We start from the raw sequence: 25,379 nt of genomic DNA, 5'->3' as shown, positions 1-25,379 counted from the left end.
AGAAAAGACATTATATTTTTAGAGAGCTTCAAGCAAAGTTTGTCCCATTAATGCTGGGGTGGGTGCAACACTTACTCCGGCATTTTCTAGTGCTTGAATTTTACTTTTAGCATCCCCAGACCCACCACTTATTACTGCACCCGCATGACCCATTCTTTTTCCTTTGGGAGCGGTAAGTCCAGCAATATATGATATAACAGGTTTAGAAATATTTGACTTAATATACTCCGCAGCCTCTTCTTCAGCATTCCCACCAATCTCACCGACCATAACAATTGAATGCGTGTCATCATCTTTTTCAAACAATTTAAGGCAGTCAATAAAATTCATTCCTTGAACAGGATCACCACCAATACCAATACAAGTGCTTTGACCAAGTCCTGCTAGAGTAGTTTGGTGAACTGCTTCATAGGTTAACGTTCCTGAACGAGAGACAATTCCAACTGAACCACTCTTGTGGATATTACCCGGCATAATGCCAAGTTTACATTCATCTGGAGTTATTACCCCTGGGCAGTTTGGTCCAATTAATGTTGATTTACTGCCTGCGATAATGGCTTTAATTTTAATCATATCTTGGACAGGAATGCCTTCAGTTATGCATGCAATTACGGGCATCTCAGCTTCAATCGCTTCGACTATAGAGGCAAATGCAAACCTTGGCGGCACATAAATCATTGTGGCATTAGCTCCTGTTTCAGCCATAGCTTGTGCAACAGAATTGAAGACTGGTTTTTCCAAGTGGGTTTGTCCACCTTTGCCAGGCGTTACGCCACCGACAAATTTTGTTCCATATGCAATGGATTGTTCAGAATGAAACGTACCTTGCTTGCCAGTAAAACCTTGGCAGATTACTTTGGTTTCTTTGTTAATTAGGACACTCATTTGGCCATCTCCACAGCTTGTTTAGCAGCCTTAGTTAAGTCAGCCTCAGTAATGATATTAAAGTTACTTTTATTAAGAATTTGAAGGCCTTCTTGTGCATTTGTTCCTTCGAGTCTTACAATAATTGGAAGCGTTAATCCTACTTTCTCTATTGCTTGTAAAATACCATTTGCAATAAGATCACAGCGCACTATACCACCAAAAATATTTACTAAAATAGATTTAACATTTTCTTCACTTTGAATTATTTCAAAAGCTATTGCTACTCTATCAGCAGTTGTGCCTCCGCCTACATCTAAAAAGTTAGCTGGTGATCCACCATGATATTCTATCAAATCCATTGTCGCCATTGCTAATCCAGCACCATTTACCATACAGCCCACAGAGCCATCTAGAGAGATATAATTTAATTGATGTTCGCTAGCACTTCTTTCTTTTTCATCTTCTTGTGCAATATCTCTTAGATTAGCAATTGATTCATTTCTATAGAGCGCATTATCATCAAAATCAATTTTACCATCAAGAGCCATGATTTCATTTTGACCAGTAATAATAAGTGGGTTTATTTCAATAAGGTTGGCATCATGATCAGTAAAAATAGCATAAAGTCCAAGAAGTGTCGAAGCAAACTCATCGTGAAGTGATAAATCTAGCCCAAGTTTTTTAGCAACATTGACACATTCTTCGACTGATAATTTACCTAGAGGATTAATTTTTTGTTTAATAATTTTATCAGGCGTTTCTGAGGCAACTTTTTCGATATCCATTCCACCTTCTGTTGAAGCGAGAATTGTGATATTTTCTGTAGCACGATCAACAAGAAGGCCCAAGTACAACTCTTTAGAAATATCTTGACCAGCCTCAATAATGATTTCATTGATAGGTTGACCATTTGTATCAGTCTGTGGAGTAATTAAATTAGTACCTATTAATTTTTTACTGGCATCAACTGCATCCTGCACTTTACTGCATACAATAACGCCCCCACCTTTTCCCCTTCCTCCAGCATGAACTTGAGCTTTAACAACCCAAATTGAGCCACCAAGTTTCTCACAAGCAGATTGAGTTTCGTTACTATTTGAAACAACAATAAATTCAGGAACTTTAATATTATGTTTCTTAAATAAGCCTTTTGCCTGGTGTTCATGTATATGCATATAATTAAAACATTAGGGTTAAAATATGTGGAAGGGTATTTTAACATTCTTCGTTTGTTGTCTTTATTTCAAATTTCTAAATTATGAATATATTTCTTTTATTACTTATTAAAATATTCATTTATAAATTTATGCCTTTTCCCTTAAAACTTTAGGATTAAAACAATATGAATTACAGTACTAGCCAGTTTAAAAACGGTTTGAAATTGATTCTCGATGGTAATCCATGTTCAATTGTCAATAATGAAATTGTAAAGCCTGGAAAAGGACAGGCCTTTAATCGAGTTAAATTTAAAGATCTTATTACAGGTAAAACTCTTGAGAAGACATATAAATCAGGTGAGTCACTTGAGGGCGCCGATGTTATGGAGTTAGAAATGCAGTACCTTTATAGTGATGGTGAAAAATGGCATTTTATGGAGCCTGAATCATTTGAGCAGTATGACTTGAGTGAAGAGTCAATGGGAAGTGCTGTAGACTATTTAGTGGAGCAAGATATTTGTACTGTGACCTTGTGGAATAATAATCCAATTACAGTCGTTCCTCCAATTCAAGTTATATTAGAAGTGATCGATACAGACCCTGGCCTTAAAGGAGATACAGCTGGAACTGGTGGTAAACCAGCAACCTTAAATACCGGTGTGGTCGTTCAGGTTCCTTTGTTTGTCGGTATTGGAGATAAGGTCAAAGTTGATACTAGAACAAATGAGTATTCAGGCCGCGCCTAATATAGGCTGACATGTCCAAAGTAAAAAAAAATCTAGTTCATTATCAAGATTTAATCATAAAAATTAGGGAATTTTTTTATTCTCGTAAGGTCACTGAAGTAAAAACTCCTTCCCTTTTGTTCTCTCCTTCAACCGATGTCTATATTGATAGCATTGAAGTGAAAGTTAATCGTGATATCTCTAGGCCAACTGATCTATATTTACATACATCTCCTGAGTTAGAAATGAAACGACTTTTATCCAAAGGAAGCGGAGATATATTTCAAATTTGCCAAGTATATAGAGATAATGAATATGGGAGTAATAACTCTAACGAATTTACAATGCTGGAGTTCTACCGTATTGATTTCGATATGCATTCTTTGGTTGACGAAATTATAGATTTACTAAAAATGCTTGGGAAGACTGATGCTGCAATTAAAATATCATACGCACAAGCTTTTTTTGAGTATGGCAATATTGATATATTAAATGCTGATCTGGAAGACCTAAAGAAAATTGCAAATTCATTAGGTTTAAATTCAGATTATGACTGGATTGAGGATCTTCAAACCCTTCTTTTTGTGCATCTCATTGAGCCAAAGATAAGTCAAATCCCTATTTGCTTTATTTATGATTACCCTAAAGAGCAGTCAGCACTTGCAAAAATTGATGGCCCTATCGCCCATCGCTTTGAATTGTATATAAATGGTATTGAAATTGCTAATGGTTATGAAGAAATACAATCTGCTGATGAATATCGAGATCGATTCAATAACGAGTTATATAAAAGAAAAATGATTGAAAAGAAAAAGTTATTAGTTGATGAGGAGTTTTTGAGAGATATAAAAGTTGGCCTTCCACATTGTTCTGGCGTAGCTATTGGAATTGAAAGATTATTTTCTTCAATAAGTTTATAATTATTGTATCGAGTAGCAATGGTAATTGATAAAAAACTTTGGAAAATTTAGATAAACCTTTTTGGAAAAATAAAACTTTATCTCAGATGAGTTCTAAGGAGTGGGAGTCGCTCTGTGATGGCTGTGGAAGATGCTGCTTACATAAGCTGGAAGATGAGGATTCTGGAAAGATCTACTTTACAGATGTCGCCTGTCATTATTTAGATGAAGAGGAGTGCTCTTGTCCACACTACGACAACCGTCAGAAATATGTTCCAGACTGCTTAAGTATTAAGCCAGATTGGGGAAAAAAGTTTAATTGGCTTCCAAGTACATGTGCATATCGACTTCTATACGAAGGGAAAGAGTTACCTATGTGGCACCCACTAATAAGTGGGGATAAGAATAGTGTTCATTTGGCAGGTATTTCTGTAAGAGGAAGAACGTATAGAGATAATGAAGTTTCAAAAGATCTTTTATTTGAACATATTATAAATTGGGTGGACTAAATGAAAAAATTAACCGTATTAATGCTCAGTGTATTTTTATTTTCTAATGTATTTGCAAATGAATGGCCACATCAAAATATTTCTAATGCAGAATTTGCGACAGAGATTGTAGACAGAGAGCCCTTTAATATTGTTGGAGAGCTTGACAATTCTTTGGGTAAAATCTACTTTTTTACAAACATTCGTAATCTTCAAGGTACAAGTGTTAAGCATCGCTGGATATATAATAATAAAGTGATGGCCGATGTTATTTTTGATATTAAAGGTCCTCGTTGGAGGGTTTGGTCATCAAAAAATCTTTGGCATACCTGGACAGGAAAATGGATAGTCGAAGTTGTTACTTCTGAAAATGAAGTGCTTTATAAAAAAGAATTTAACTACATAGAAAAATAATGAATAAAGTCGTATTAGCATACTCGGGTGGATTAGATACTAGCATTATTGCTAAATGGTTACAGGAAACATATGATTGTGAAGTAGTAACCTTTACAGCAGATATTGGTCAGGGTGAAGAAGTTGAACCAGCTCGTCTTAAAGCTAAAGCCATGGGGATAAAGGAAATTTATATCGAAGATTTACGTGAAGAGTTTGCACGTGATTTTGTTTTTCCAATGTTTCGAGCAAATGCTATTTATGAAGGGGAGTATCTTTTAGGCACGTCTATTGCAAGACCTTTAATCTCTAAGCGGCTGGTTGAAATTGCCAAAGAAGTTGGTGCAGATGCAATCTCTCATGGAGCAACAGGAAAAGGCAATGATCAAGTAAGGTTTGAGTTAAGTGCATATGCTATGAATGCAGAAATTAAAATTATTGCACCTTGGCGTGAATGGGATCTATCTTCACGTGAGAGCTTAATGAAATATGCTGAAGAGCATAATATTGAAGTAGACTATAAAAAGCAATCAAAGAAATCACCATACTCAATGGATGCAAACTTACTTCATATTTCTTATGAGGGTGACTTGCTTGAAGATCCATGGCAGGAAGCAGAGGATGAAATGTGGCGCTGGACAGTCTCCCCTGAAGAGGCTCCAGATCGCGCTGAATATATTGAGTTAACTTATGAAAAAGGCGACATCATTGCTATAAATGGTGAATCAATGTCGCCAGCTCAAGTCATGGAAGAACTCAACAAACTAGGTGGTGCGCATGGGATTGGTAGGCTTGATATTGTAGAGAATCGTTTTGTTGGCATGAAATCTCGTGGATGTTATGAAACACCCGCTGGTACGATTATGTTAAGAGCTCATCGTGCTATCGAATCACTTACTTTAGACAGAGAAGCTGCTCATCTTAAAGATGAGTTAATGCCAAAGTACGCCAAGCTTATTTATAATGGTTTTTGGTTTGCACCAGAGCGTGAAATGCTGCAAGCAGCAATTGATGCCTCGCAAGAAAATGTTAGTGGAATAGTTAGGCTGAAACTATATAAAGGTAATACCTCAGTAGTTGGTCGTAAATCAGATAATAGCTTATTTAGTGAAAAAATTGCTACCTTTGAAGATGACGAAGGTGCATACAATCAGAAAGATGCTGAGGGCTTCATCAAACTTAATGCGCTTCGATTGAGACTAAAGTCACTCCAATAGTGATAAAAATTGGCATCCTGTCAGATACTCATGGAACAATTCATCCAGGAGTAATAGACCTTATGAATGATTGTGATTTTGTCATTCATGCAGGGGATATCATAGAGGAAAGCTCTTTGTCTGCATTAAACCCAAAGCAAAAAATGATTGCCGTAAAGGGTAACAATGATCAGCATATATCTTCTTTTGGTGAGGTTGAGTTAGTAGACTTTCCTGGAGGCAGTATAGCAATAGAGCATGGCCATTTACATGGACATATTCAGCCAAGTCATGATTCTTTGAGGGCTACTTACCCAAATTCAAGGGTCATCATATATGGACATACTCATAAACAAGTTATTGATAATCAGCAAACACCTTGGGTTATAAACCCAGGCTCTGCTGGAAAGATCCGAAATTATGGGGCTGCGAGATGTCTAACGCTTACTATAGAAAGTCAAAAAGAATGGAATATTGAGCAACACATCTACGACGATATTTTTTAAAAAATTAACTATATTTAATCTAACTTTCCACCCTCAATGATTTCATCAGCAGTTGCTTCACGAATTGATAAAATTTCTACATAAAAAATAATATCTTTGCCCGCAAGAGGATGATTACCATCAATTGTGAGCTTCCCATCTTCAATACTTGAAACTATGAAATCTTTAGTACCACCTTTGTCATTTTGCATAGTAACAGATGCTCCAATAAATCTATATTCCACTGGAACATTATTGATATCATCTGTAAAAATTAGTTCATCAGCCTTTTTTCCAAAGGCATCTGCTGCTTTCAGCAAAATCTCTACTTCATCACCAACACATTTGCCTTCAAGCTCTTTGGTTACCTGATTGAATAATAATGAATTATCTCCTTGAACATACCCTAATGGCTCTTCGACCTGCTCTATAACTTCACCATTAGATTGATCTATGATTCTATAAGTTAGTTCAACAAATTTGTTTATGGAGATTGTTTCGCTCATATTTGTAATAGTGTAATAGATTGAGTATTCAGATTCGAATTCAATAATTTAAAGAAGTATTAAAAAATAGTTGCACCAAATATTTTGACTTCAGAGTCCTGAATACCCAGAACAAGTCGACCTAAAAATTCTCCAGGAACTTCATCACTAGTTTGCTTATATAGAATTGAAACATGATCACCTCTTCTAAGGCAGCCTAAGAACTCTCTTTCAACAGATAAGCTTGATAACATTTTATTTTTTGTCCACTGCTTTCCCATTTCAATCTCATTTGCACCCATCAACATTTCTTTTGAAAAGTGTTTAATAAAGCCTAGGTAATCTCGTTTATTTGATGATGCAACTAACTCATCCATCAAAGGATCTGCAATTTCAAGTATTTCTTCATTAGTTTTCTCAAGAAGATTCATTTAGTTCACCTTGTAGTTTTTAAGTTTGGATTGTATGATAATCTAATAGCATTATTGTTGGGGCCACAAATTGAGACCCCACTTCAAGATACTTTAAATCTGATTAATCAACTATATGATAAAGCGGCGCTTTTTCCATAGTCCATTTAGCAGTTTTTGGATCACGTCTAGAAACAGTTAGGCAATGCCAATTCTCATCATCTAATTTCATGTGATCGCCTCTATAGTAATAACCTGGCCAGCGCGTTTCTTCACGAAACAATGTATGCTGTGCAACACATTCTGAAGTAATTGTGCGATGTCTTAATTCCCATCCACGCATAAGCTGATGAAGATCTTCAGCGCCTATATGTTCAAGATCTTCTTGCAATATTTCTAAGAGCTCAATACATTTTGTAAGTAGGTTTCCATTCGTCATATAGTTAACACCAATACCACCACAATATTCATCCATAATTTTCTCAAGACGTTGGAGTCCTTGAATAGGCAATATATAGCTTGGTGACACTGTACCAGCAGTAATTTCATTACGACCTACTGTATAGTTTTCTAATGGCTTATAAATAATCTCTTTCAGATCATCACACTGTTTATTACTAACTTTAATCTTGTCATCACCCATATCTTGAATATATTTAACGGCTGCTTTTGCAGCTATCCTTCCTTCAGTAAACGAGCCTGAGGAAAATTTATGGGCAGTTCCACCAACAGTATCACCAGCACCAAAGAGGCCTTCAACAGTTAGCATTCGGTTGTATCCCCAGAAATACTCAGGCGGGGAAATATCTTCAGGCCCACTGACCCATGCACCAGAACAAGTAGCATGAGAGCCCATTACGTAGGGTTCAGATGTAGTTAGTTCAGGATTAGTATATTTAGGATCAATATTTTGAGAAGCCCAAACAACTGCTTGACCGACAGTCATTCCTAGGAAGTTTTCCCATCCAATGACTTCTAGATGCGGATCTTGAAAAGCTTCCATGGTGACCATGTGAATTGGTCCTCTACCAGCTTTAACTTCTTCTATAAACGCATGATTTCGTAAACATGTCGGCGTCGGCGTGTGATCAATATATTCACCAACCATAGCTTTAGTGTGTTCATACCACTTAGATTCGTACTCTTCACCGTAAGTATTTTGAGTATATGTTTTGAGGTGGAGAAAATATGCACCAACTGGCCCATAACCATCTTTAAATCGCGTTAACACAATTCGGTTTTCCATCTGCGTCATCTTAGCACCCACCTGAATTGGAAGCGCATAGGCTGATCCACTACTCCATGGAGCGTACCAAGTCCTTCCCATTCCTTCACCTACTGAACGAGGCTTAAAGATATGAGAGGCACCACCTGCTCCTACAATTACTGCTTTGGCACGGAAAACATGATAATCACCAGTACGGCAATTAAAGCCAACTGCTCCACCAACTCTATTTTCCTTAGCCTCATCCATTAAAAGATGCGTAATCATAATTCGGTTATAAATTTTGTCTACTGACTTACGCGCCGCTTCTGCAACGATAGGTTTGTAGCTTTCACCATGAATCATTATTTGCCATTTACCTTCGCGCTGGTAACGACCAGTCTCTTCATTTCTCATAATGGGTAGGCCCCATTCTTCAAATTTGTGAACGGCAGAGTCAACATGTCGAGCCATATCAAAAGCAAGGTCCTCACGAACTAATCCCATCAAGTCATTACGTGCATATCGAACATGATCTTCGGGTTGGTTTTCATCCCACTGCATACCCATATAGCAGTTGATCGCATAAAGGCCTTGAGCTACTGCACCACTTCGATCAATGTTTGCCTTTTCAGCACATATAATTCTCATATCACGGCCCCAATATCTAGCCTCATAAGAAGCACCAGTTCCAGCCATACCACCACCAACAACTAATATATCGCAGTCTTCCCAAACAGTTTTTCTTTTAGCCATTAGTAATAAACTCCCTCTTTTAGCTTATCTTTATTTATCACGGGTAATCCAGTTTCAATGTTAAGAGCATCTGGCTCAAAACATAAAAGTTGTGAATCAAGTGCTGCTTGATCAGGCACTTCTAAGTCCGCAAGTTTTGGAATTTTTTCACCCCATGGTTGCGTAGTAATTGGAGAAACAAAGTTTTTCTCACGACCATCTCTAAATTTAATTTTCCAAGAGATAGTTCCTTTTTCTTCTTCACGAAGAACTCTTACGCTATGGCCCATTGGAGCAAAGTCAGCATAACCTCTTACATCAATTGCATTTTGAGGGCATGCTTTAACACACGAGTAACACTCCCAGCAAAAGTTTGGCTCAATATTGACTGCACGTCGAATAGTCTTGTCAATGTGCATAATGTCAGATGGACAGATATCTACACAGTGTCCACAGCCATCGCATCTAGTCATGTATACAAAAGTTGGCATAATATTTTCTCCGAAAATTAGTTATTATTAGTAATGTCTTGGCGCTTCGCGCTCAATTCCAAGGCCAAATTTCTTTGGCATATCTGCAGGTTCTGGAAGGTTCTCTCTTGAACCGTCAGCTTTAGTAACTCGTTTTTGAAAAGCTGCAGCAGGCTTATAAAACATGTGGGCAAATTTTGACCATAAGACACCACCAAATAGAACAGTGCTAGCCCCAATGAATAGCCCAAAAAATAGAGTTTGCCAGATATTAATTCCATTGGACTGCATGTAAGACCATAGGAGCGCAAAAGTAGACATAGCTAGAAGCGATAGAACAAATAAGTCTGCCCTAATTACTCTGTACCACTTATTACCTTCAGCCGCAACATCAACTCTTATAAAGAACCAAAACCAATAACCACCAACACAAAGCATAGCTGCACCTAAATGCCATGCTAATGGCCAAATTGAAGGAGTCATTGTGTTAGGAGTTGAGTAAGAAAAAATCATTACAACTGTCGCAACGACAAAAATGATAAATCCATACATTGTCAGAAGGTGAGCCAATCTTCTTCTAGTGCTGCAAAATTCTGACGAGGTTAAGATTTCATTAGTTGCAGTTTTAAAAGCAATAGAAACTTTTTCTCCAGAGCCTACGTTTCTGGTTGCAGATTTTTTTGCTTTAACTGAATTGTTGAAGAAATATTTAGCACTCTTTTTATGAACCACATCAAAAAGCGTGGCACCTATAACAAGAACAAACATTGCAATTACATAAGTTTGCATTACAAAAGATGGAATAAATGCTGAAATTTCAGAAAATGGGTTAATAGATATCATATTATATTTTTCCTTTTTTTTGTTGTATTATGGAGGCCCTTATCCATAATAAATTCACTATATTTCCGAGCATGAGATTGTAGAATATTTGCACATTTGTAATTCAATTTTTATAGAACCAGAAAACTCATAACTAATAGACCAGGATTGTTGATTAAATTTAATTTCATCTTCATCTATTTCGCAGAATGCCCTTTAAGTTCAACTTTTACTTTGTCACTTTCTTTAATTTTAGAATAGTACTTACGAAGAATTTCAACAACTTCAGGTCTTGAAAAATTATCAGGAACTTCTAGGTTTTCACTAAGAAGATGTCTTAATTTAGAGCCTGAAAGCATTAGTCTGTCTTCCTGATCATGTGGGCAAGTTTTCATGCTTGACATTCCAGCACATTTTTCACACCAAAATGTCCAATCAATCTTTAAGGGCTTAGTAGCCAGACCATTGTCAATTTCATCAAAAATATTGTGAGCATCAAATGGTCCATAATAATCTCCAACACCCGCATGATCGCGTCCTACTATAAGATGAGAGCACCCATAATTCTGTCTGAATAGCGCATGAAGTAATGCCTCCCTTGGACCAGCGTATCTCATGTCCAATGGGTATCCCGATTGGAGAACAGTGTTATCTACAAAGTAATTTTCAATTAATGCTGAAATAGATTTGGAGCGAACATCAGCAGGAATGTCACCTGGCTTTAGTTCTCCTAAAGTTGAATGAATCATTACTCCATCACATATCTCTATAGCAATTTTAGCTAAATACTCATGCGAGCGATGCATAGGGTTACGAGTTTGAAATGCAGCTATAGTAGACCATTCTTTTTTTACAAAGTATGCGCGTGTTTCAGAAGGTGTCATGTAAAGGTCACCATATTGATTTGGAAATCCTCCATCTGATAAAACTTTAACAGCTCCAGCAAGATTGTATTTACCTTGGGCCATAACTAAGGCAACACCAGGATGTTTTATGTCACTAGTCTTGAAAACTTCGTTGCACTCTAGCTCTTTGTCAATTAAGTATTTTTCAGAAATAAGCATTGTAGCGATAACTGCATTATTTTTTTCGTACACAATAGCAACTTCTTGACCAACTTTTAAATCTTCATTATCAGTAGAAAGTGTTATTGGGATAGGCCAAAAAGTTCCATTGTCCAATGCCATATTTTTACACACACTTAGCCAGTCAGCTTTTCCCATGAAACCTTCAAGAGGAGTAAAACCACCAATACCAAGCATGATCAAATCACCAAACTCTCTTGATGAACAAAACAATTTATCCATTGAATCTGTTTTTTTCAGCTCTGAATTTAATGCATCTCCTCCTAAAGCGAGGATTTTAAGTTCATTGCTGGCGTGGGGCGGGACTAGTTGAGACATAAATTAATTATTTTTTTAAATAGTTTTAATAGATTTTTAGAACTCATATATATGAGTTATCAATATGTTATTATAGGTTTAATTGTTTAAATATGTCAATTAAAACTTGACCTACTTGGCAATCATTTGTTAGTATAAAAAGTATACATGAATTAATATATATCTTTTATTTTTTTCTGTTTAATTACACACTTCAATCGCTTTTTAAATTATTAAAATTGTGCCAATGATTCGTTCTGCATTAACAATATCGCTACCAATTCTATTTGGTTTTGTACCTTTAGGGATTGCCTTTGGTCTTCTGTTCCAGGAGCTCGGTTACCCATGGTATTTCGCATCCTTGATGGCCATCTTTGTGTATGCTGGAGCTGCTCAGTTTATGGCAATTGGGCTTCTCTCTTCTGGAATAGGTTTATTAGAAATTGCAATTTCAACATTTTTCTTAAACTCAAGGCATATGTTCTATGGCCTAGCTTTTCTTGAAAGTTTTGGTAATTGGAATCTTAGAAAGTTATATTTAATATTTGGTCTAACGGATGAGACTTATGCGCTTATGACCACAATCAAGGTTCCTAAAAATTTTACTAAGGAGCGTTATTATTTCTTCATAACGCTATTTGCCCAATTATATTGGGTTCTAGGATGTACTATTGGCGCCTTAACAGCAAATGCTTTGTCATTCAATACGAATGGAATGGAATTTGCAGCGACTGCTTTGTTTGTGGTGTTACTTATTGAGCAGTGGGTTATGGTGAAGAAGTTGCTGCCGTTTGTCATCGCATTCATCGCATCTGCTATTGCTTTATTATTTTTTATAAAACATATGCTTTTGGTTGCCATTATTCTTTCAATCGCATCAATAGTTTTATTGCGGTTAATCAAAATACAGCCCAATGAATGAAATAAATTATCTTCTAGCTGCTATGCTTGTGATGACAGTAGCAACTTATATTACAAGGCTGACGCCATTTTTACTTTTTGGTAAAAGTCAAGAGAGCTCTTTGTTTAATTACATTTCTAAAAGCACACCACCAATGGTGATGACAATACTTGTAATTTATATGCTAAAGGATGTTGAGTACTTAACATTTGAAATTGTCTATACATTTATTGCATTGTTAGTAACTGCTGGACTTCATATTTATAAAAGAAATGGTCTGTTAAGTATTGTTAGCGGAACGATTGTTTATATGATCTTTGTTCAAACTTAGTACAACTTAATATTATTAAATATTACCTGAGATCTTTGAGTACATATGAATTACTATATAATCTAACACCCATTAATAAACGACTCATTTTAAACTTATAATTTTATGTTTCAATTAGCCAAAATTTTCCCTTTTATAGCATGGTTTAGACTGACCACTATAGAGACAATTAAGGCTGATTTTTTTGCAGGATTGACAGGCGCTATTATTGTCCTTCCTCAAAGTGTTGCCTTTGCAACAATTGCAGGAATGCCGCCAGAATATGGCCTTTATACAGCGATGGTTATTCCTATAGTTGCTGCACTTTTTGGCTCGTCTTTCCATTTAGTTTCTGGCCCAACCACAGCTATTTCAATTGTTGTTTTTGCAGCAGTCAGTAAGTATGCTGAACCTGGCAGCGCAGAATTTGTATCGCTAGCTTTGACGCTGACCTTTTTGGCGGGAGTGTACCAACTAGTTTTTGGACTTGCTAAATTTGGAATGTTGGTAAATTTTGTTTCTCATAATGTTGTCATTGGTTTTACAGCTGGCGCAGCGCTATTGATTGCAAGCAGTCAAATCCCCTATATTGTAGGTATTGATATCCCCAGAGGAGAGGATTTTCTTAATACCTGGTTTGATATTTATACGGGAGTTGGGGAATTTAATATCTATCTTTTAATTGTTGGTCTTGGGACTTTAGTAACTGCGATAGTTGTTAAAATTTTAAAACCAAAATTTCCTAATTTATTAATTGGGATGCTAGTTGGTGGACTACTGGCTTTTTACTTGGGCGGCTTTACTGACAGCATAAAAACTGTCGGAGCAATGCCGGCTTACTTTCCTCCGTTATCAACGCCTGACTTTTCGTTAAACTCATTAAAGGCACTTGCACCAGAGGCATTTGCAATTGCACTTTTAGGTCTTATTGAGGCTTCATCAATTGGAAGGTCGATTGCTACTAAATCAAATCAAAGGATTAATGCGAATCAGGAGTTTATTGGTCAGGGAACATCAAATATTGTAGGAAGCTTTTTCTCAAGTTATGCATCTTCTGGATCTTTTACAAGGTCAGGTGTTAATTTTGAATCTGGAGCAAGAACCCCTTTATCTGCAATTCTTGCAGCACTTTTTCTAATGGCAATTGTGTTTTTAGTTGCACCACTAATTTCGTATTTACCTCTTGCAGCAATGGCAGGAGTTATCCTTCTTGTTGCATATAACCTCATAGATTTTAAAAATATTAAAAAAACGTTTACGTACAGCAAATCAGAGAGCGTTATCTTTACGGCAACTTTTCTAGCAACTCTATTATTTGAGCTAGAGTTTGCGATATATCTTGGAGTGCTATTATCATTAATGCTTTTTATTGCCAAGACATCAACTCCAGATGTTCATACGCTAGCATTTGGGACTCCACCAGGCGAAGGCGATAGAAGGTTGCAAAGCATTAGAAAGGCGCCTTTAGTGCAATGCCCACAGCTCAAGATAATTCGTATTGATATGTCAATATATTTTGGATCAATAAACCACATTCAAAAACAAATAAGTCAGATTGTTGATAATCAGAGAATTTATCACATTTTGATTGTTGCAAGTGGTGTTAACTTTATTGATCTAGCTGGAATAGAGGCGCTTCTAATTGAAAATAAACGTTTAAAAGCTCACAATGGTAGTTTATATTTTGTTGCTGTGAAATCTACAGCCTTTGAGTTTATGGAAAAAGTAAATTTTGTTAATGAGATTGGCAGAGATAACTTTTTTGATTCAAAAGCAGAGGCCATTAATGTTTTATATGACCGGCTTGATAAGAGTAAATGCGAAAAGTGCCAAGCACTAGTTTTTAAAGAATGTAATTAACAGATTTTTCCAATAAAAAAGCTCGACTTCATCGAGCTTTTTTTTGATTGGAGGCTGGGACCGGAGTCGAACCGGTCTATAAGGCTTTGCAGGCCCCTGCATAACCGCTTTGCTACCCAGCCAATTGAGGTTAAATTTAAAAAAAGCCTTGTTATCAAGACCAATACAAATAGTTAGAATATGGAGCGGGAAACGAGATTCGAACTCGCGACATTCACGTTGGCAACGTGATGCTCTACCAGCTGAGCTATTCCCGCACAAGGTTGGAAATTATAGTGTTTTTTTTCTAACTGTCAAATGTTTTTAGCCCTGCAATTAGATATTTTATACCTGACCAGAGTGTCAGAATTGTTGCAGCAAAGAGAAGGACACGGCCCATTATATTTATCTCATTAAATGAAAAAACGAACAGAGGCTGATGAATCAAAAGAAATAGTATTGCAATCATTTGTACAAATGTTTTTGATTTCCCTATCCATGACACAGCAACATTAGCTCTTTTACCAACTTCACTCATCCATTCTCTAAGCGCAGAAACAAGAATTTCTCTCGAGATTATGATTATTGATGGAATTGTGATATACCAAGTGTGATAGTAATCTATTAGAAGAATAAGCGCTGTACAAACCATCAGCTTGTCTGCTACTGGATCAAGAAACGCCCCAAGCGCAGTTTCTTGGTTGAGTCTTCTGGCTAAGAATCCATCTATAAAGTCAGTCGCACTAATAACTATATAAATTGCAATAATAGAATTATTAATCCAGCTAAGTGGCTCTCCATCCAGATAATTTGGCTGTAAATAAAACAAACCAATAAAGATAGGAATCAAAAAGATTCTTGATAGGGTAATTAAATTAGGAAGAGTCATCATAAGGGTAATTCTATCAAAGACTCGTAGTGTTTAGAGCAAACTTATTTAAATGTTGGTGCGCTCGGCAGGATTTGAACCTGCAACCGCTCGGTTCGTAGCCGAGTACTCTATCCAGTTGAGCCACGAGCGCAGCAGCGTAATTATCGCCATGTTTCATGCAAAGGTCAAGAAGAGTTTGAGGTATTTATTAAATTATCAACCAATTTATTAAGCTCCATCATTCTTGAACCTTTTATTAAAATTGTAGCGCCTTTATGATGGCTCTCTATCTCATTAAATATTGATTCAATATTCTCAAAATGGCTACCTTTATAGTATTGAGCCTCTTGACCAATTGTTAGAAGATTATTAATATTTTGTTGACGCGCATAATCTCCAATTTGTTGATGAAGTTTTTTTGAATCTTTACCAAGTTCTGCCATTGCTCCCAGAACTAAAACTTTCTTTCCAGGAAATTGTTTAAGTGAGTCAATTGCAGCTTTCATTGATTGTGGATTTGCATTATAACTATCATCAAGTATAGTGAAATTTTGAAGTTTAATTAATTCTAGCCGCCCTTTTTCAGGTGCTGAATTCTCAAGACCTTTTTTTATTATCTGAGGGCTAATCCCAAGGTTAAGGGCACAAGCTGAGGCTGCTAATGCATTGTCTATTTGATGTATGCCAATCATAGAAAGAGTTATATTTACAGAGCTAAGATTAAAGTTAAGATTAAAGGTTATAGCGGAACTAGTTTGCTTAATATCACTGGCATATATGTCACTTTCATTACCAAAAAAAGTTAGAACTTTAGTGTTAGACATTTTTTCCCAGATATTGATATGAGGTGAGGATTTATTAACGATTGCAATACCGTCTTCAGATAAAGATTCGAGAATCTCCCCTTTTGCTTTTACTAAGTTTTGCTCACTGCCAAACTCACCAAGGTGCGCATTATTCGCATTTGTAATGATTGCAATATGTGGCTGAGCCAACTTGCACAATAGCTCAATTTCATTTACATGATTTGCGCCCATTTCAATAATGCAGTATTGGTGATTTTTTTCAAGCTCTAAAAGTGTTTTAGGAACACCTAAGTGATTATTAAGATTACCTTTAGTTGAAAGTGTTGGGCCTTGTAGGGACAAGATTGAGTGAAGCATGTTTTTTGTTGAGGTTTTTCCATTGCTTCCAGTAATTGCAATTACAATTGGTGAGTGAGATTGACGATGCCAAGTGGCTAATTTTTGGTAAGCTATTTCTGAATTACTAACTTCAATAATAGGTAAATTTGAGTTAACTTTTTTATTAGTAATAGCTGCACTAGCACCTAAATCTTCTGCTTGTTGAATAAAGTCATGACCATCAAAATTTTCACCTTCAAGCGCAATAAAAAGCTTTCCAGAAATTTGACCTCGAGTGTCAGTACAAATGCCCTGAAAGTTGATCGCTTTATCTGAGCTTGATTTACCATTAATAATTTTGCTTATTTTATCGGTGTCAGATGAAAGCATCTAATGCGACCTCAACATCACTGAACTGAAAAATTTGATCACCAATAGTTTGTGTTGTTTCGTGACCCTTGCCTGCTATAAGTAATACCTCATCTTCCCCTAAGGTTTTTACTACCGTTTCTATTGCATGTTTTCGATCTAAAATTACCTGAACATCATTCTCTACTTTAATTCCGCCAAGTATATCTTCAATAATTTTTTCTGGACTTTCGCTTCTTGGATTATCGTTTGTAAGAATTATGCTGTCAGCATTTTCACTTGCAATTTTCCCCATTAACTGCCTCTTGGTTTTATCCCTATCTCCACCGCACCCAAAAAGCACTCTGATTTTAAATTCAGGATAGTGCCTCCTAAGAGATGCAAGGGCATTATCAAGTGCATCTGGTGTGTGTGCATAGTCTATCCAAATATGGCTGTTTTCAAGTTGTTGCATTCTGCCAGGTGGCGGAGAAAGTTTTGCAAGAAAAGGAATAATTTGATCTTCACTATATCCCAAACATTTAACACTAGTGAATGCTGCAAGAGCATTTGATAAATTAAACTCCCCTATTAAGGGTAACTCAAAGACGTAATTATTGAGCTGACAAATAAAACCATTCTCACTAGTTTTAAAGAATTCTAAATCATCGATTCCAAAGGTAAGTGGATCTTTGTCAGAGGCAGTATCTAAAAAATATTGATGATTTTCATCATCCCTATTAATAATTGCTTTTTTTGAAAAACCATTCGTAAATAATTTACCTTTGGCCTCTTTATAATTATTCATTGTTTCATGATAATCAAGATGATCTTGAGTCAAGTTGGTGAAGATGCCCTGAATAAATGAAAGCCCTTTAAGCCGATCTTGCATGAGCGCATGCGAAGAGGCCTCAATAATGGCTAGTTCAATTCCCTGGTTGCTGTATTCTTCAAGTGAGCTGTATATCGAGAGGATGTCAGGTGTTGTGTTTATACTTTTCTTTTCAACCTTGCTGATTCCAAGAGTCCCAATAACGCCATTATTAACTTTTAAGAAGTCTAGTAGCTGTGAAATGTAATGACTGACAGACGTCTTACCATTTGTACCCGTGACTGCAATGAGATCAACATCCTTTGCTTTGGTGTAGAAGTTTTGAGCAAGCCCAGAAAGGTGAAGCTTAAGGTTGTCAATTCTGATGATTGGGACGCCGCAATCAACATCTCTTCCTTCAATTAAAACCCCTATGCAGCCATTTTCAATTGCACTGTCAATATACTCAGCACCATGATTTTTCTCACCTTGAAGGGCAATAAACAAATCACCCTTAGTAAGTGTTTTCGTATTGAGTGAAAGACCAGAAACATCAAATGCTTCAGTAGTTTCAGCAATATTAGATAAAAGGATTTTAATGTCCATTGTTATTAAAACCTATAAAGGTAATGGTCAACTTACTAAAATAATTTCGCTTGAATCAAGGTGTGCATGTTGATTGCGCCAATTATATTATTACTTGAGTCAACAACTGGCAGTGAATTTAAGCTGTATTTTTCCATCAACTGCATTGCGATTAATGCAGGCTCTTGTGGTTCAATGGACTTGCAATCTTTGGTCATGACATCTTGAATGGTTAATTTCTGAAAATCTACATTAGACTCTAAAGCCCTTCTTAAGTCACCATCAGTAAATATTCCCACGAGCTTTTCATTTTCAGCAATGAGGACCATCCCAAGTGCCTTTTCACTCATCACTAAAAGGCTATCAATAAGCAGCATCTCTTTAGTGACCTTTGGTATATCTTCCCCTGATTTCATAATACTGGAGACAAGCGTTAGTAGTCTCCTGCCTAGCGAGCCTGAAGGATGAGACATGGCAAAATCATCTGATGTGAAATTATTTAAGGACATAAGCGAGACAGCAATTGCATCACCCATAACCAAGGTTGCGGTAGTGCTGGAGGTTGGCGCTAAATTGTTAGGGCATGCTTCATTATCGACACTTATATCTAAATGAAAATCACTTGATGAGGCGATCAAAGAATTAGCATTTCCTGTCATGCTGATAATAGGCACATTCATTCTTTTGATTCCTGGGAGTAATGAGATAATCTCATCTGATTCTCCGGAATAGGAAATCATGATAACCACATCATTATGACTAATCATTCCAAGGTCGCCATGACCAGCCTCAGCTGGATGTAAATAGAAAGCAGGTGTCCCTGTTGATGACAGGGTGGAGGAGATTTTTTTGGCAATATGGCCTGATTTACCCATCCCAATTAGAACGACTTTTCCCATACAGTTTTTAAGAATTTGGCAAACCTCACCAAAATTTTGATCAATTCTGTCCATAAGTTTTAAAACAGAATCAGCTTCAGTTTGAATGACGTCTTTAGCAATATCGATTATTGATTTACCCACAGGCATAGTAGAATTGGTCTTTGTTGTGTATTGATAGATTATAAATATTATTTAACAAGTATGGGTTATATAATTATTTCTTAATCATAAAACTGATGTGAACAATTGTTTAATGCGTATTTATTTTGAGGTTTTTGTACTTTTGCCAAAGATTATTTTTTAAAGATAAATAAGAGCTCAAAGTGAAATATAATATGTACATGAAAAAAGTCTTTCTAGTTCTAACCTTAACCCTTTTCTCAATCCAAGCATATGCCGGGTCTTGCCCAGATGGGAGTGATCCAGTTAGGAGTATCTCTGCAGACGGAACATACTTTGTTTATAACTGTGGTAAGAATAATAACGAACAAAAATCGTCGCCAAGTAATAGTCTAATTACAGAGATTAATCCTGTAAATCATTCAGGTTGGAAACAGCTTTCCAATACAATGACCGGACTGAGTAGTCATAACTTTCAGTATTTAAATGATTCACCAAAATCAAGAAGAGGAAATCACTATCAACGTTTTGAGCTCCGTGATGGTGACTGTGGTTCATATACAGACTGGGACGATTGTGCGAATGACAGACAAAGAGTTGAATTTACCGCATCCCCTCTTCCTCCAGTCGGTAAACAATGTATGGCTTTTAGTATTATGTTAGATGATAGTTTTGTCACTATGGATTCTTCACCAACAGCCCTAGGGCAAATTCAGCAAAAAGGAGGTCCAAAAGGATTTATGGAAGGTTTCAAATCACAACCAGGAGTGCTTATGTTTCATGCGCAAGAGGGATATTATGATTTTGATTGGCTTTATCTGCATGGCTCTAGAACTGACATAAAACAAACAGATTTAAAATTTCGACTTCTTTCACTGGATGAGATGAAAGGCAAGTGGACAGATATTTCATTCTGTCTAGACTTTGCAAAAAACAATATGTCCCTATGGGTTAATGGAAAGATAAAATTTAATATCAACCAGCCTCCAACTGGACTTCATTTGCCAGAATCTATATTTTTTAAATACGGCATCTATCAAAGTTTTGTTACTAAATATAAGCAAAAATATAATCTAGATACACCAATACAAATTGTTTATTATGACGAAATAAGAAGAGGTTCATCCGTTGAAGAGGTTGACTTTAATATTAATCCTAACCTAAAGGCAATTGATTAGCCTATGAAGTTAATATCTCATATTAATAAGCTACTCATCCTATTGTTGCTATCTATTGGACTAGGTAACCCCTCAGTAGCAGCTCTTTTTGATGACTGGACAGATAATCAGCTTTGTGAATGGATGGACCAACCTTCTCCTCCTGAAATTATTGAAAGTCTAGTTTCAAAAAGGTTAATTAGTTGCTCTAAAGGAGTTGCAAAGCAACGGGGGGAGGTATCAAATGTTTTGGATGGCTCTTATTCATTTACATTGAGCCGATTTAATCCGTCTGAAGGTCATAAAGATATTGGTAAAGGTGTATTAGAAATACTAGATGGAAAGATTAGTGTTGCAAAAAAACCTCGATGGCTCGATACAAGTTCAACAAAATATTATAATACTTTCAAGGGTTATATTGATACAGAAGGAAATATCATTGCCTCATTTGAAGTTAATGCTCTTCAGGGTAAGGGTAGTCCTAGACTTGTAGGATTCTCAGGAAGTATGGATGAGCTTCAAATAAAAGGAAAGTTTGATGATTATTTTGACATGATTATCAAGATTAAGCCTCTAAAGGCTCTAAAGCCTATCGAGCCTGCCAAGAAAGTTGGCGAGGCAGCTAATTCATTTGATGGATCTTATGCTTTCTTGCTTTCCAACGAATCAGATAAAGGCATTCAAAATATCGGCAGCGCACAATTCATAATTAAAGATGGGAAGATTAGTGTTGCAAGGAAATATCGATACCTCGATACGAGTGCAATCAGCACTTATGATACTTTTGAAGGTGTAATTGATAAAGAAGGAAACATAAATGTCTCATTTGAGTTCAACCCAATTAGGCATATGGTTGAGCCTAAGACTATTAAGTTCTCAGGAAGTATGGATTCTCTTCAATTGAGAGGAGGATTTGATGAAATAAAGTCTTGGGATAATAATACTAAAGCGTATGTCCTTGATGAAAATTTTTATCCATCCTTTTATGATGTAATTATCGACTTCAAAAAAGAAAAGTATTAATCTTAAATTAAGGGAGATCTCTCTTAACTTTAACCTTGTAAATCAAATTTGAACTAAGCACAAATTGAAATATAATCTCGGGATGGGAAAACTTTTACCATTTATATTATCTGAGCTATTTCAGTGGAATTAAAAAACAAAGTTCTGTTTGTTTGTATGGGTAATATTTGTCGCTCTCCAACTGCTGAGGGTGCTTTTCGATCAATTGTTGAAAAAAATAATAAATCTCAACATTTTGAAATAGATTCGGCTGGGACTCACGCATACCATATAGGTAATTCACCTGATCAAAGGTCTCAACAAGCCGCTATAAATCATGGCGTTGATTTGTCAAGTCAGAGAGCAAGGCACGTTCATGAGAGTGATTTTTATTATTATGACTACATTATTGCCATGGATTCTGACAATCTCGCAAGATTGAAATCAATCCAACCTTCAGAAAGTCATTCAAAGATTGAATTAATGTTAAATTATTCTAAAGAACATTATGGTGCTAGTGTTCCTGACCCCTATTATGAGGGAAAGTTTGATGAAGTCTTTGAGATGCTTTACTCAGCTTGCACATCATTTTTTGAAAGTATAGTAAAAAAAGACTAATATTCATTGACATTCGAGTCAGCACCAAAGTATAATTGCCCGCTTTATTGACCCCGCTATGTGGGCGAAAAATTAAATATACATTGGAGTATAAACCTTTATGTCAACGATTAACCAATTGGTAAGAAAGCCAAGAAGTAAGAAGATTGTTAAAACTGGTGTCCCAGCGCTGGACAGCTGCCCGCAAAAACGTGGAGTATGCACTCGAGTTTATACAACAACACCAAAGAAGCCTAACTCTGCTTTAAGAAAAGTTGCTCGCGTTAGATTAACTAATTCTGCTGAAGTTACAACTTATATTGGTGGTGAAGGACATAACTTACAAGAACACTCGGTGATTCTTATTCGTGGTGGCCGTGTTAAAGATTTACCTGGTGTACGTTACCACACTGTTCGTGGAGCATTAGATACAACTGGTGTAGATGGAAGAATGCAAGGCAGATCAAAATACGGTACAAAAAAACCAAAAACATAATTTATTAAGAGAAGACTAATATGAGAAGAAGAGCCGCCCCAAAAAGATTAATATTGCCAGATCCTAAGTACCATGATCTTGTGCTAGCTAAGTTTGTAAATATTTTAATGCTAGATGGTAAAAAATCAGTCGCTGAAAAGATTGTCTATGATGCACTAGATACAATTGAATCTAAAGGAAACGCGGAGCCAGTTGAAACATTTAAAAAAGCTCTTGAAAATATTGGTCCAGCAGTTGAAATCAAATCTCGCCGTGTTGGTGGTTCTACATATCAGGTTCCAGTAGAAGTAAGATCAGATCGTAAAGTTGCTTTGGCGATGCGATGGATTATCGAAGCATCAAGAAAGCGTGGTGAAAAAGGAATGAAGCTTAGGTTGGCAGGCGAAGTGCTAGATGCAGTTCAAAACCGTGGTACTGCATTTAAGAAAAAAGAAGACACTCATAGAATGGCGGATGCTAATAAAGCATTTGCTCATTTCCGCTGGTAATTTAAGGACTCAATCATGGCAAGAATTACTCCAATTAATCGTTATCGTAACGTTGGTATCATGGCACATATTGATGCTGGAAAGACGACGACTACTGAACGCATACTTCTTTATACAGGACGTACTCACAAAATTGGTGAAGTCCATGATGGAAGTGCAACAATGGACTGGATGGAGCAAGAGCAGGAGCGAGGTATTACAATTACTTCAGCTGCAACTACTTGTTTCTGGAAAGGAATGGATGGTCAGTTTGAAGATCACCGAATTAATATTATTGATACCCCAGGCCACGTTGATTTCACGATTGAAGTTGAAAGGTCACTAAAAGTATTAGACGGCGCTTGCGCCGTTTTTTGTGCTGTGGGCGGTGTAGAACCACAATCTGAAACAGTTTGGAGACAAGCAAATAAATATAACGTTCCTAGAATTGGCTTTGTTAACAAGATGGATCGAGCAGGCGCGGATTTTTTACGTGTATGCGACCAAATTAAAACAAGATTAGGTGCTAACCCTGTTCCGATGCAAATTGCTATTGGTGCAGAAGATGCCTTTGAAGGCGTAGTTGATCTTATCCGTATGAAAGCCATTTATTGGAATGAAGAAGACCAAGGCGCAACATATGAAGTGAAAGATATTCCTGCTAATTTGCAAGATCTTGCAGATGAGAAACGTGAATTCATGATGGAATCTGCAGCAGAGGCTAACGAAGTACTTATGGAGAAGTACCTTGATGACGGTGAATTGAATCCTGATGAAATTAAAGAAGGTATCCGTCTTCAAACCATTGCAAATCAAATTATTCCAATGTTCTGTGGTACAGCGTTTAAAAATAAAGGTGTCCAGGCTGTTCTAGACGCTATGGTAATGTATATGCCTTCTCCAGAAGAAGTGGATGCTATTACTGGAATATTAGATGATGCTGCTGAATCAGAAGGAGTAAGGCCTCCTAAAGATGATGAGCCTTTTGCAGCTCTAGCTTTTAAAATTGCGACAGACCCTTTTGTTGGTAACCTAACTTTCTTTAGGGTTTACTCTGGTGTTTTGAAGTCAGGTGATTTTGTATATAACTCATCTAAAGGCAAGAAAGAGCGTATCGGCCGAATTGTGCAAATGCACTCTAATGATCGTGAAGAAATTAAAGAGGTAAGAGCTGGAGATATTGCTGCAGCTATTGGCCTAAAAGATGTTACGACTGGTGACACCCTATGTGACATGAAAGATAAAATTATTCTTGAAAGAATGGAATTCCCTGAGCCAGTAATTGCTGTTGCAGTTGAGCCTAAAACTAAAGTTGACCAAGAAAAAATGGGTATTGCTTTAGGAAAGCTAGCTAATGAAGACCCTTCTTTTAGAGTTTCTACAGATGAAGAGTCTGGACAAACAATTATTGCAGGTATGGGCGAGCTTCACTTGGATATTATTGTTGATCGTATGATGCGTGAATTTGATGTTGGGTGTAATGTTGGTGCCCCTCAAGTAGCGTATCGTGAAACAATTACTAAGCTTGTTGAGCACGAACATAAATTTGCAAAACAATCTGGTGGTCGTGGTCAGTATGGCCATGTTTATCTAAGAATAGAGCCACAAGAGCCTGGTGCCGGCTATGAATTTGTTGATGAAATTAAAGGTGGTGTTATTCCTAAGGAATATGTACCAGCAGTTAATAAAGGTGTTCAAGAGCAAATGCAAAACGGCGTTATTGCTGGATTCCCATTAGTTGATGTTAAAGTTACTGTCTATGATGGGTCTTATCATGATGTCGATTCCAACGAAATGGCGTTTAAAATTGCAGCCTCTATGTGTGTTAGAGAAGGCGTTAAACTTGCTAATCCTCAATTACTAGAGCCAATGATGAAAGTTGAAGTATCAACACCTGAGGATTATATGGGTGATGTCATGGGTGACTTAAATCGAAGGAGAGGTATTGTAAGTGCTATGGACGACACTCCAGCTGGTAAGCAAATCAAGGCTGAGGTTCCTTTAGCAGAAATGTTTGGATATGCAACGGATCTTCGTTCGATGTCTCAAGGGCGTGCAAATTACTCTATGGAGTTTGCTAAATATACTGCTGCTCCAAGGAATGTTGCTGAAGATGTTATTGAAAAATTAAATACTTAATAGGGGATTAGAA

The 25,379-nt window shown here is 36.6% G+C and carries 27 protein-coding genes and 3 tRNA genes; 15 read left to right on the top strand and 15 right to left on the bottom strand.

What is annotated here, in order from left to right; genetic code table 11:
- Positions 1-18: 18 nt before the first annotated feature.
- Together sucD and sucC are read right to left on the bottom strand one after the other, a co-directional pair.
- Positions 19-885 (bottom strand): succinate--CoA ligase subunit alpha, encoded by an 867-nt coding sequence (gene sucD, locus ABXT49_RS07705; protein WP_416651666.1) that lies wholly within the window; start codon positions 883-885, stop codon positions 19-21.
- The gene (gene sucC / locus ABXT49_RS07700; RefSeq protein WP_416651664.1) at positions 882-2,042 is read right to left on the bottom strand and encodes an ADP-forming succinate--CoA ligase subunit beta; all 1,161 of its coding nucleotides are present in this window, start codon (positions 2,040-2,042) and stop codon (positions 882-884) included. Before sucC ends, sucD begins: the two co-directional genes overlap by 4 nt.
- Before the next feature lie 167 nt (positions 2,043-2,209).
- Between sucC and efp the strand changes: the two genes are divergently transcribed.
- From efp to ABXT49_RS07670, 6 genes are read left to right on the top strand one after another with little or no spacing between them, the layout of a single operon-like run.
- Positions 2,210-2,770 carry an elongation factor P gene (gene efp / locus ABXT49_RS07695; RefSeq protein WP_271537562.1) on the top strand — a complete coding sequence of 187 codons (561 nt, stop codon included), beginning with the start codon at positions 2,210-2,212 and terminating at the stop codon, positions 2,768-2,770.
- Between the two features lie 11 nt (positions 2,771-2,781).
- On the top strand, positions 2,782-3,669 hold the full coding sequence (gene epmA / locus ABXT49_RS07690) for an EF-P lysine aminoacylase EpmA (protein WP_416651663.1): 888 nt from the start codon (positions 2,782-2,784) through the stop codon (positions 3,667-3,669).
- A 38-nt stretch (positions 3,670-3,707) separates the two neighbouring features.
- Positions 3,708-4,157 (top strand): YcgN family cysteine cluster protein, encoded by a 450-nt coding sequence (locus tag ABXT49_RS07685; RefSeq protein WP_271537564.1) that lies wholly within the window; start codon positions 3,708-3,710, stop codon positions 4,155-4,157.
- A complete protein-coding gene (locus ABXT49_RS07680) occupies positions 4,158-4,550 on the top strand; it encodes a DUF2914 domain-containing protein (RefSeq protein WP_416651662.1) in 393 nt (130 codons plus the stop codon). It begins immediately after the preceding gene.
- On the top strand, positions 4,550-5,746 hold the full coding sequence (locus ABXT49_RS07675) for an argininosuccinate synthase (protein ID WP_416651660.1): 1,197 nt from the start codon (positions 4,550-4,552) through the stop codon (positions 5,744-5,746). Before ABXT49_RS07680 ends, ABXT49_RS07675 begins: the two co-directional genes overlap by 1 nt.
- Positions 5,746-6,231: a metallophosphoesterase family protein gene (locus ABXT49_RS07670; protein WP_416651659.1), complete on the top strand. Its 486-nt coding sequence runs from the start codon at positions 5,746-5,748 to the stop codon at positions 6,229-6,231. The genes ABXT49_RS07675 and ABXT49_RS07670 overlap by 1 nt, the downstream gene beginning before the upstream one ends.
- Before the next feature lie 14 nt (positions 6,232-6,245).
- Here ABXT49_RS07670 and ABXT49_RS07665 read toward each other — a convergent pair whose 3' ends face one another.
- The 6 genes from ABXT49_RS07665 to sat form a co-directional block, all read right to left on the bottom strand.
- A complete protein-coding gene (locus ABXT49_RS07665) occupies positions 6,246-6,716 on the bottom strand; it encodes an FKBP-type peptidyl-prolyl cis-trans isomerase (protein WP_416651657.1) in 471 nt (156 codons plus the stop codon).
- Between the two features lie 59 nt (positions 6,717-6,775).
- Complete coding sequence (locus ABXT49_RS07660; protein ID WP_271537958.1) at positions 6,776-7,126, bottom strand: hypothetical protein; 351 nt, start codon at positions 7,124-7,126, stop codon at positions 6,776-6,778.
- Between the two features lie 103 nt (positions 7,127-7,229).
- Positions 7,230-9,065 (bottom strand): adenylyl-sulfate reductase subunit alpha, encoded by a 1,836-nt coding sequence (gene aprA, locus ABXT49_RS07655; RefSeq protein WP_416651655.1) that lies wholly within the window; start codon positions 9,063-9,065, stop codon positions 7,230-7,232.
- Positions 9,065-9,535, bottom strand: coding sequence for an adenylyl-sulfate reductase subunit beta (aprB, locus tag ABXT49_RS07650; protein ID WP_416651654.1), 471 nt, complete (start codon positions 9,533-9,535; stop codon positions 9,065-9,067). Before aprB ends, aprA begins: the two co-directional genes overlap by 1 nt.
- A 27-nt stretch (positions 9,536-9,562) precedes the next feature.
- Positions 9,563-10,357: an adenylyl-sulfate reductase gene (locus tag ABXT49_RS07645; RefSeq protein WP_416651652.1), complete on the bottom strand. Its 795-nt coding sequence runs from the start codon at positions 10,355-10,357 to the stop codon at positions 9,563-9,565.
- Between the two features lie 176 nt (positions 10,358-10,533).
- Positions 10,534-11,739, bottom strand: coding sequence for a sulfate adenylyltransferase (gene sat / locus ABXT49_RS07640; protein ID WP_416651651.1), 1,206 nt, complete (start codon positions 11,737-11,739; stop codon positions 10,534-10,536).
- Positions 11,740-11,965: 226 nt separating this feature from the next.
- Between sat and ABXT49_RS07635 the strand changes: the two genes are divergently transcribed.
- From ABXT49_RS07635 to ABXT49_RS07625, 3 genes are all read left to right on the top strand, one after another.
- Positions 11,966-12,640 (top strand): AzlC family ABC transporter permease, encoded by a 675-nt coding sequence (locus ABXT49_RS07635; protein ID WP_416651649.1) that lies wholly within the window; start codon positions 11,966-11,968, stop codon positions 12,638-12,640.
- Positions 12,633-12,950, top strand: a complete 318-nt coding sequence (locus tag ABXT49_RS07630; protein ID WP_416651648.1) for a branched-chain amino acid transporter permease — start codon at positions 12,633-12,635, stop codon at positions 12,948-12,950. Before ABXT49_RS07635 ends, ABXT49_RS07630 begins: the two co-directional genes overlap by 8 nt.
- 105 nt (positions 12,951-13,055) lie before the next feature.
- A complete protein-coding gene (locus tag ABXT49_RS07625) occupies positions 13,056-14,789 on the top strand; it encodes a SulP family inorganic anion transporter (protein WP_416651647.1) in 1,734 nt (577 codons plus the stop codon).
- A 48-nt stretch (positions 14,790-14,837) separates the two neighbouring features.
- Here the strand turns inward: ABXT49_RS07625 and ABXT49_RS07620 are convergent.
- The 7 genes from ABXT49_RS07620 to ABXT49_RS07590 all read right to left on the bottom strand — a co-directional run bounded on the left by ABXT49_RS07620 (position 14,838) and on the right by ABXT49_RS07590 (position 19,406).
- Positions 14,838-14,911, bottom strand: a tRNA-Cys gene (locus ABXT49_RS07620).
- A 59-nt stretch (positions 14,912-14,970) separates the two neighbouring features.
- Positions 14,971-15,046 (bottom strand) — tRNA-Gly (locus tag ABXT49_RS07615).
- A 29-nt stretch (positions 15,047-15,075) separates the two neighbouring features.
- A complete protein-coding gene (pgsA, locus tag ABXT49_RS07610) occupies positions 15,076-15,657 on the bottom strand; it encodes a CDP-diacylglycerol--glycerol-3-phosphate 3-phosphatidyltransferase (protein ID WP_416653558.1) in 582 nt (193 codons plus the stop codon).
- A 56-nt stretch (positions 15,658-15,713) separates the two neighbouring features.
- Positions 15,714-15,790: transfer RNA gene (locus ABXT49_RS07605), tRNA-Arg, on the bottom strand.
- A gap of 34 nt (positions 15,791-15,824) precedes the next feature.
- The gene (locus tag ABXT49_RS07600; RefSeq protein WP_416651646.1) at positions 15,825-17,153 is read right to left on the bottom strand and encodes a UDP-N-acetylmuramoyl-tripeptide--D-alanyl-D-alanine ligase; all 1,329 of its coding nucleotides are present in this window, start codon (positions 17,151-17,153) and stop codon (positions 15,825-15,827) included.
- Positions 17,140-18,528, bottom strand: coding sequence for a UDP-N-acetylmuramoyl-L-alanyl-D-glutamate--2,6-diaminopimelate ligase (locus ABXT49_RS07595; RefSeq protein WP_416651644.1), 1,389 nt, complete (start codon positions 18,526-18,528; stop codon positions 17,140-17,142). The genes ABXT49_RS07600 and ABXT49_RS07595 overlap by 14 nt, the downstream gene beginning before the upstream one ends.
- A gap of 35 nt (positions 18,529-18,563) precedes the next feature.
- The gene (locus ABXT49_RS07590) at positions 18,564-19,406 is read right to left on the bottom strand and encodes a KpsF/GutQ family sugar-phosphate isomerase (RefSeq protein WP_416653557.1); all 843 of its coding nucleotides are present in this window, start codon (positions 19,404-19,406) and stop codon (positions 18,564-18,566) included.
- Between the two features lie 323 nt (positions 19,407-19,729).
- On the opposite strand from ABXT49_RS07590, the gene ABXT49_RS07585 reads away from it, so the two are divergent.
- From ABXT49_RS07585 to fusA, 6 genes are all read left to right on the top strand, one after another.
- Positions 19,730-20,686, top strand: coding sequence for a heparin lyase I family protein (locus ABXT49_RS07585; RefSeq protein WP_416651642.1), 957 nt, complete (start codon positions 19,730-19,732; stop codon positions 20,684-20,686).
- Positions 20,687-20,689: 3 nt separating this feature from the next.
- On the top strand, positions 20,690-21,688 hold the full coding sequence (locus ABXT49_RS07580; RefSeq protein WP_416651640.1) for a hypothetical protein: 999 nt from the start codon (positions 20,690-20,692) through the stop codon (positions 21,686-21,688).
- Between the two features lie 123 nt (positions 21,689-21,811).
- A complete protein-coding gene (locus ABXT49_RS07575; protein WP_416651638.1) occupies positions 21,812-22,285 on the top strand; it encodes a low molecular weight protein-tyrosine-phosphatase in 474 nt (157 codons plus the stop codon).
- Between the two features lie 100 nt (positions 22,286-22,385).
- Positions 22,386-22,760: a 30S ribosomal protein S12 gene (gene rpsL, locus ABXT49_RS07570; RefSeq protein ID WP_271537465.1), complete on the top strand. Its 375-nt coding sequence runs from the start codon at positions 22,386-22,388 to the stop codon at positions 22,758-22,760.
- A 20-nt stretch (positions 22,761-22,780) separates the two neighbouring features.
- Positions 22,781-23,248: a 30S ribosomal protein S7 gene (gene rpsG / locus ABXT49_RS07565; RefSeq protein ID WP_271537464.1), complete on the top strand. Its 468-nt coding sequence runs from the start codon at positions 22,781-22,783 to the stop codon at positions 23,246-23,248.
- 15 nt (positions 23,249-23,263) lie between these two features.
- On the top strand, positions 23,264-25,366 hold the full coding sequence (gene fusA / locus ABXT49_RS07560; protein WP_416651636.1) for an elongation factor G: 2,103 nt from the start codon (positions 23,264-23,266) through the stop codon (positions 25,364-25,366).
- Positions 25,367-25,379: the final 13 nt, after the last annotated feature.

Source organism: Candidatus Pseudothioglobus sp. Uisw_086, from assembly GCF_048085745.1.
In the GTDB taxonomy this organism is placed as follows: domain Bacteria; phylum Pseudomonadota; class Gammaproteobacteria; order PS1; family Pseudothioglobaceae; genus Pseudothioglobus.
The sequence above is the reverse complement of the archived record's forward strand: the minus strand, read 5'-3'. Positions and strand labels throughout refer to the sequence as shown.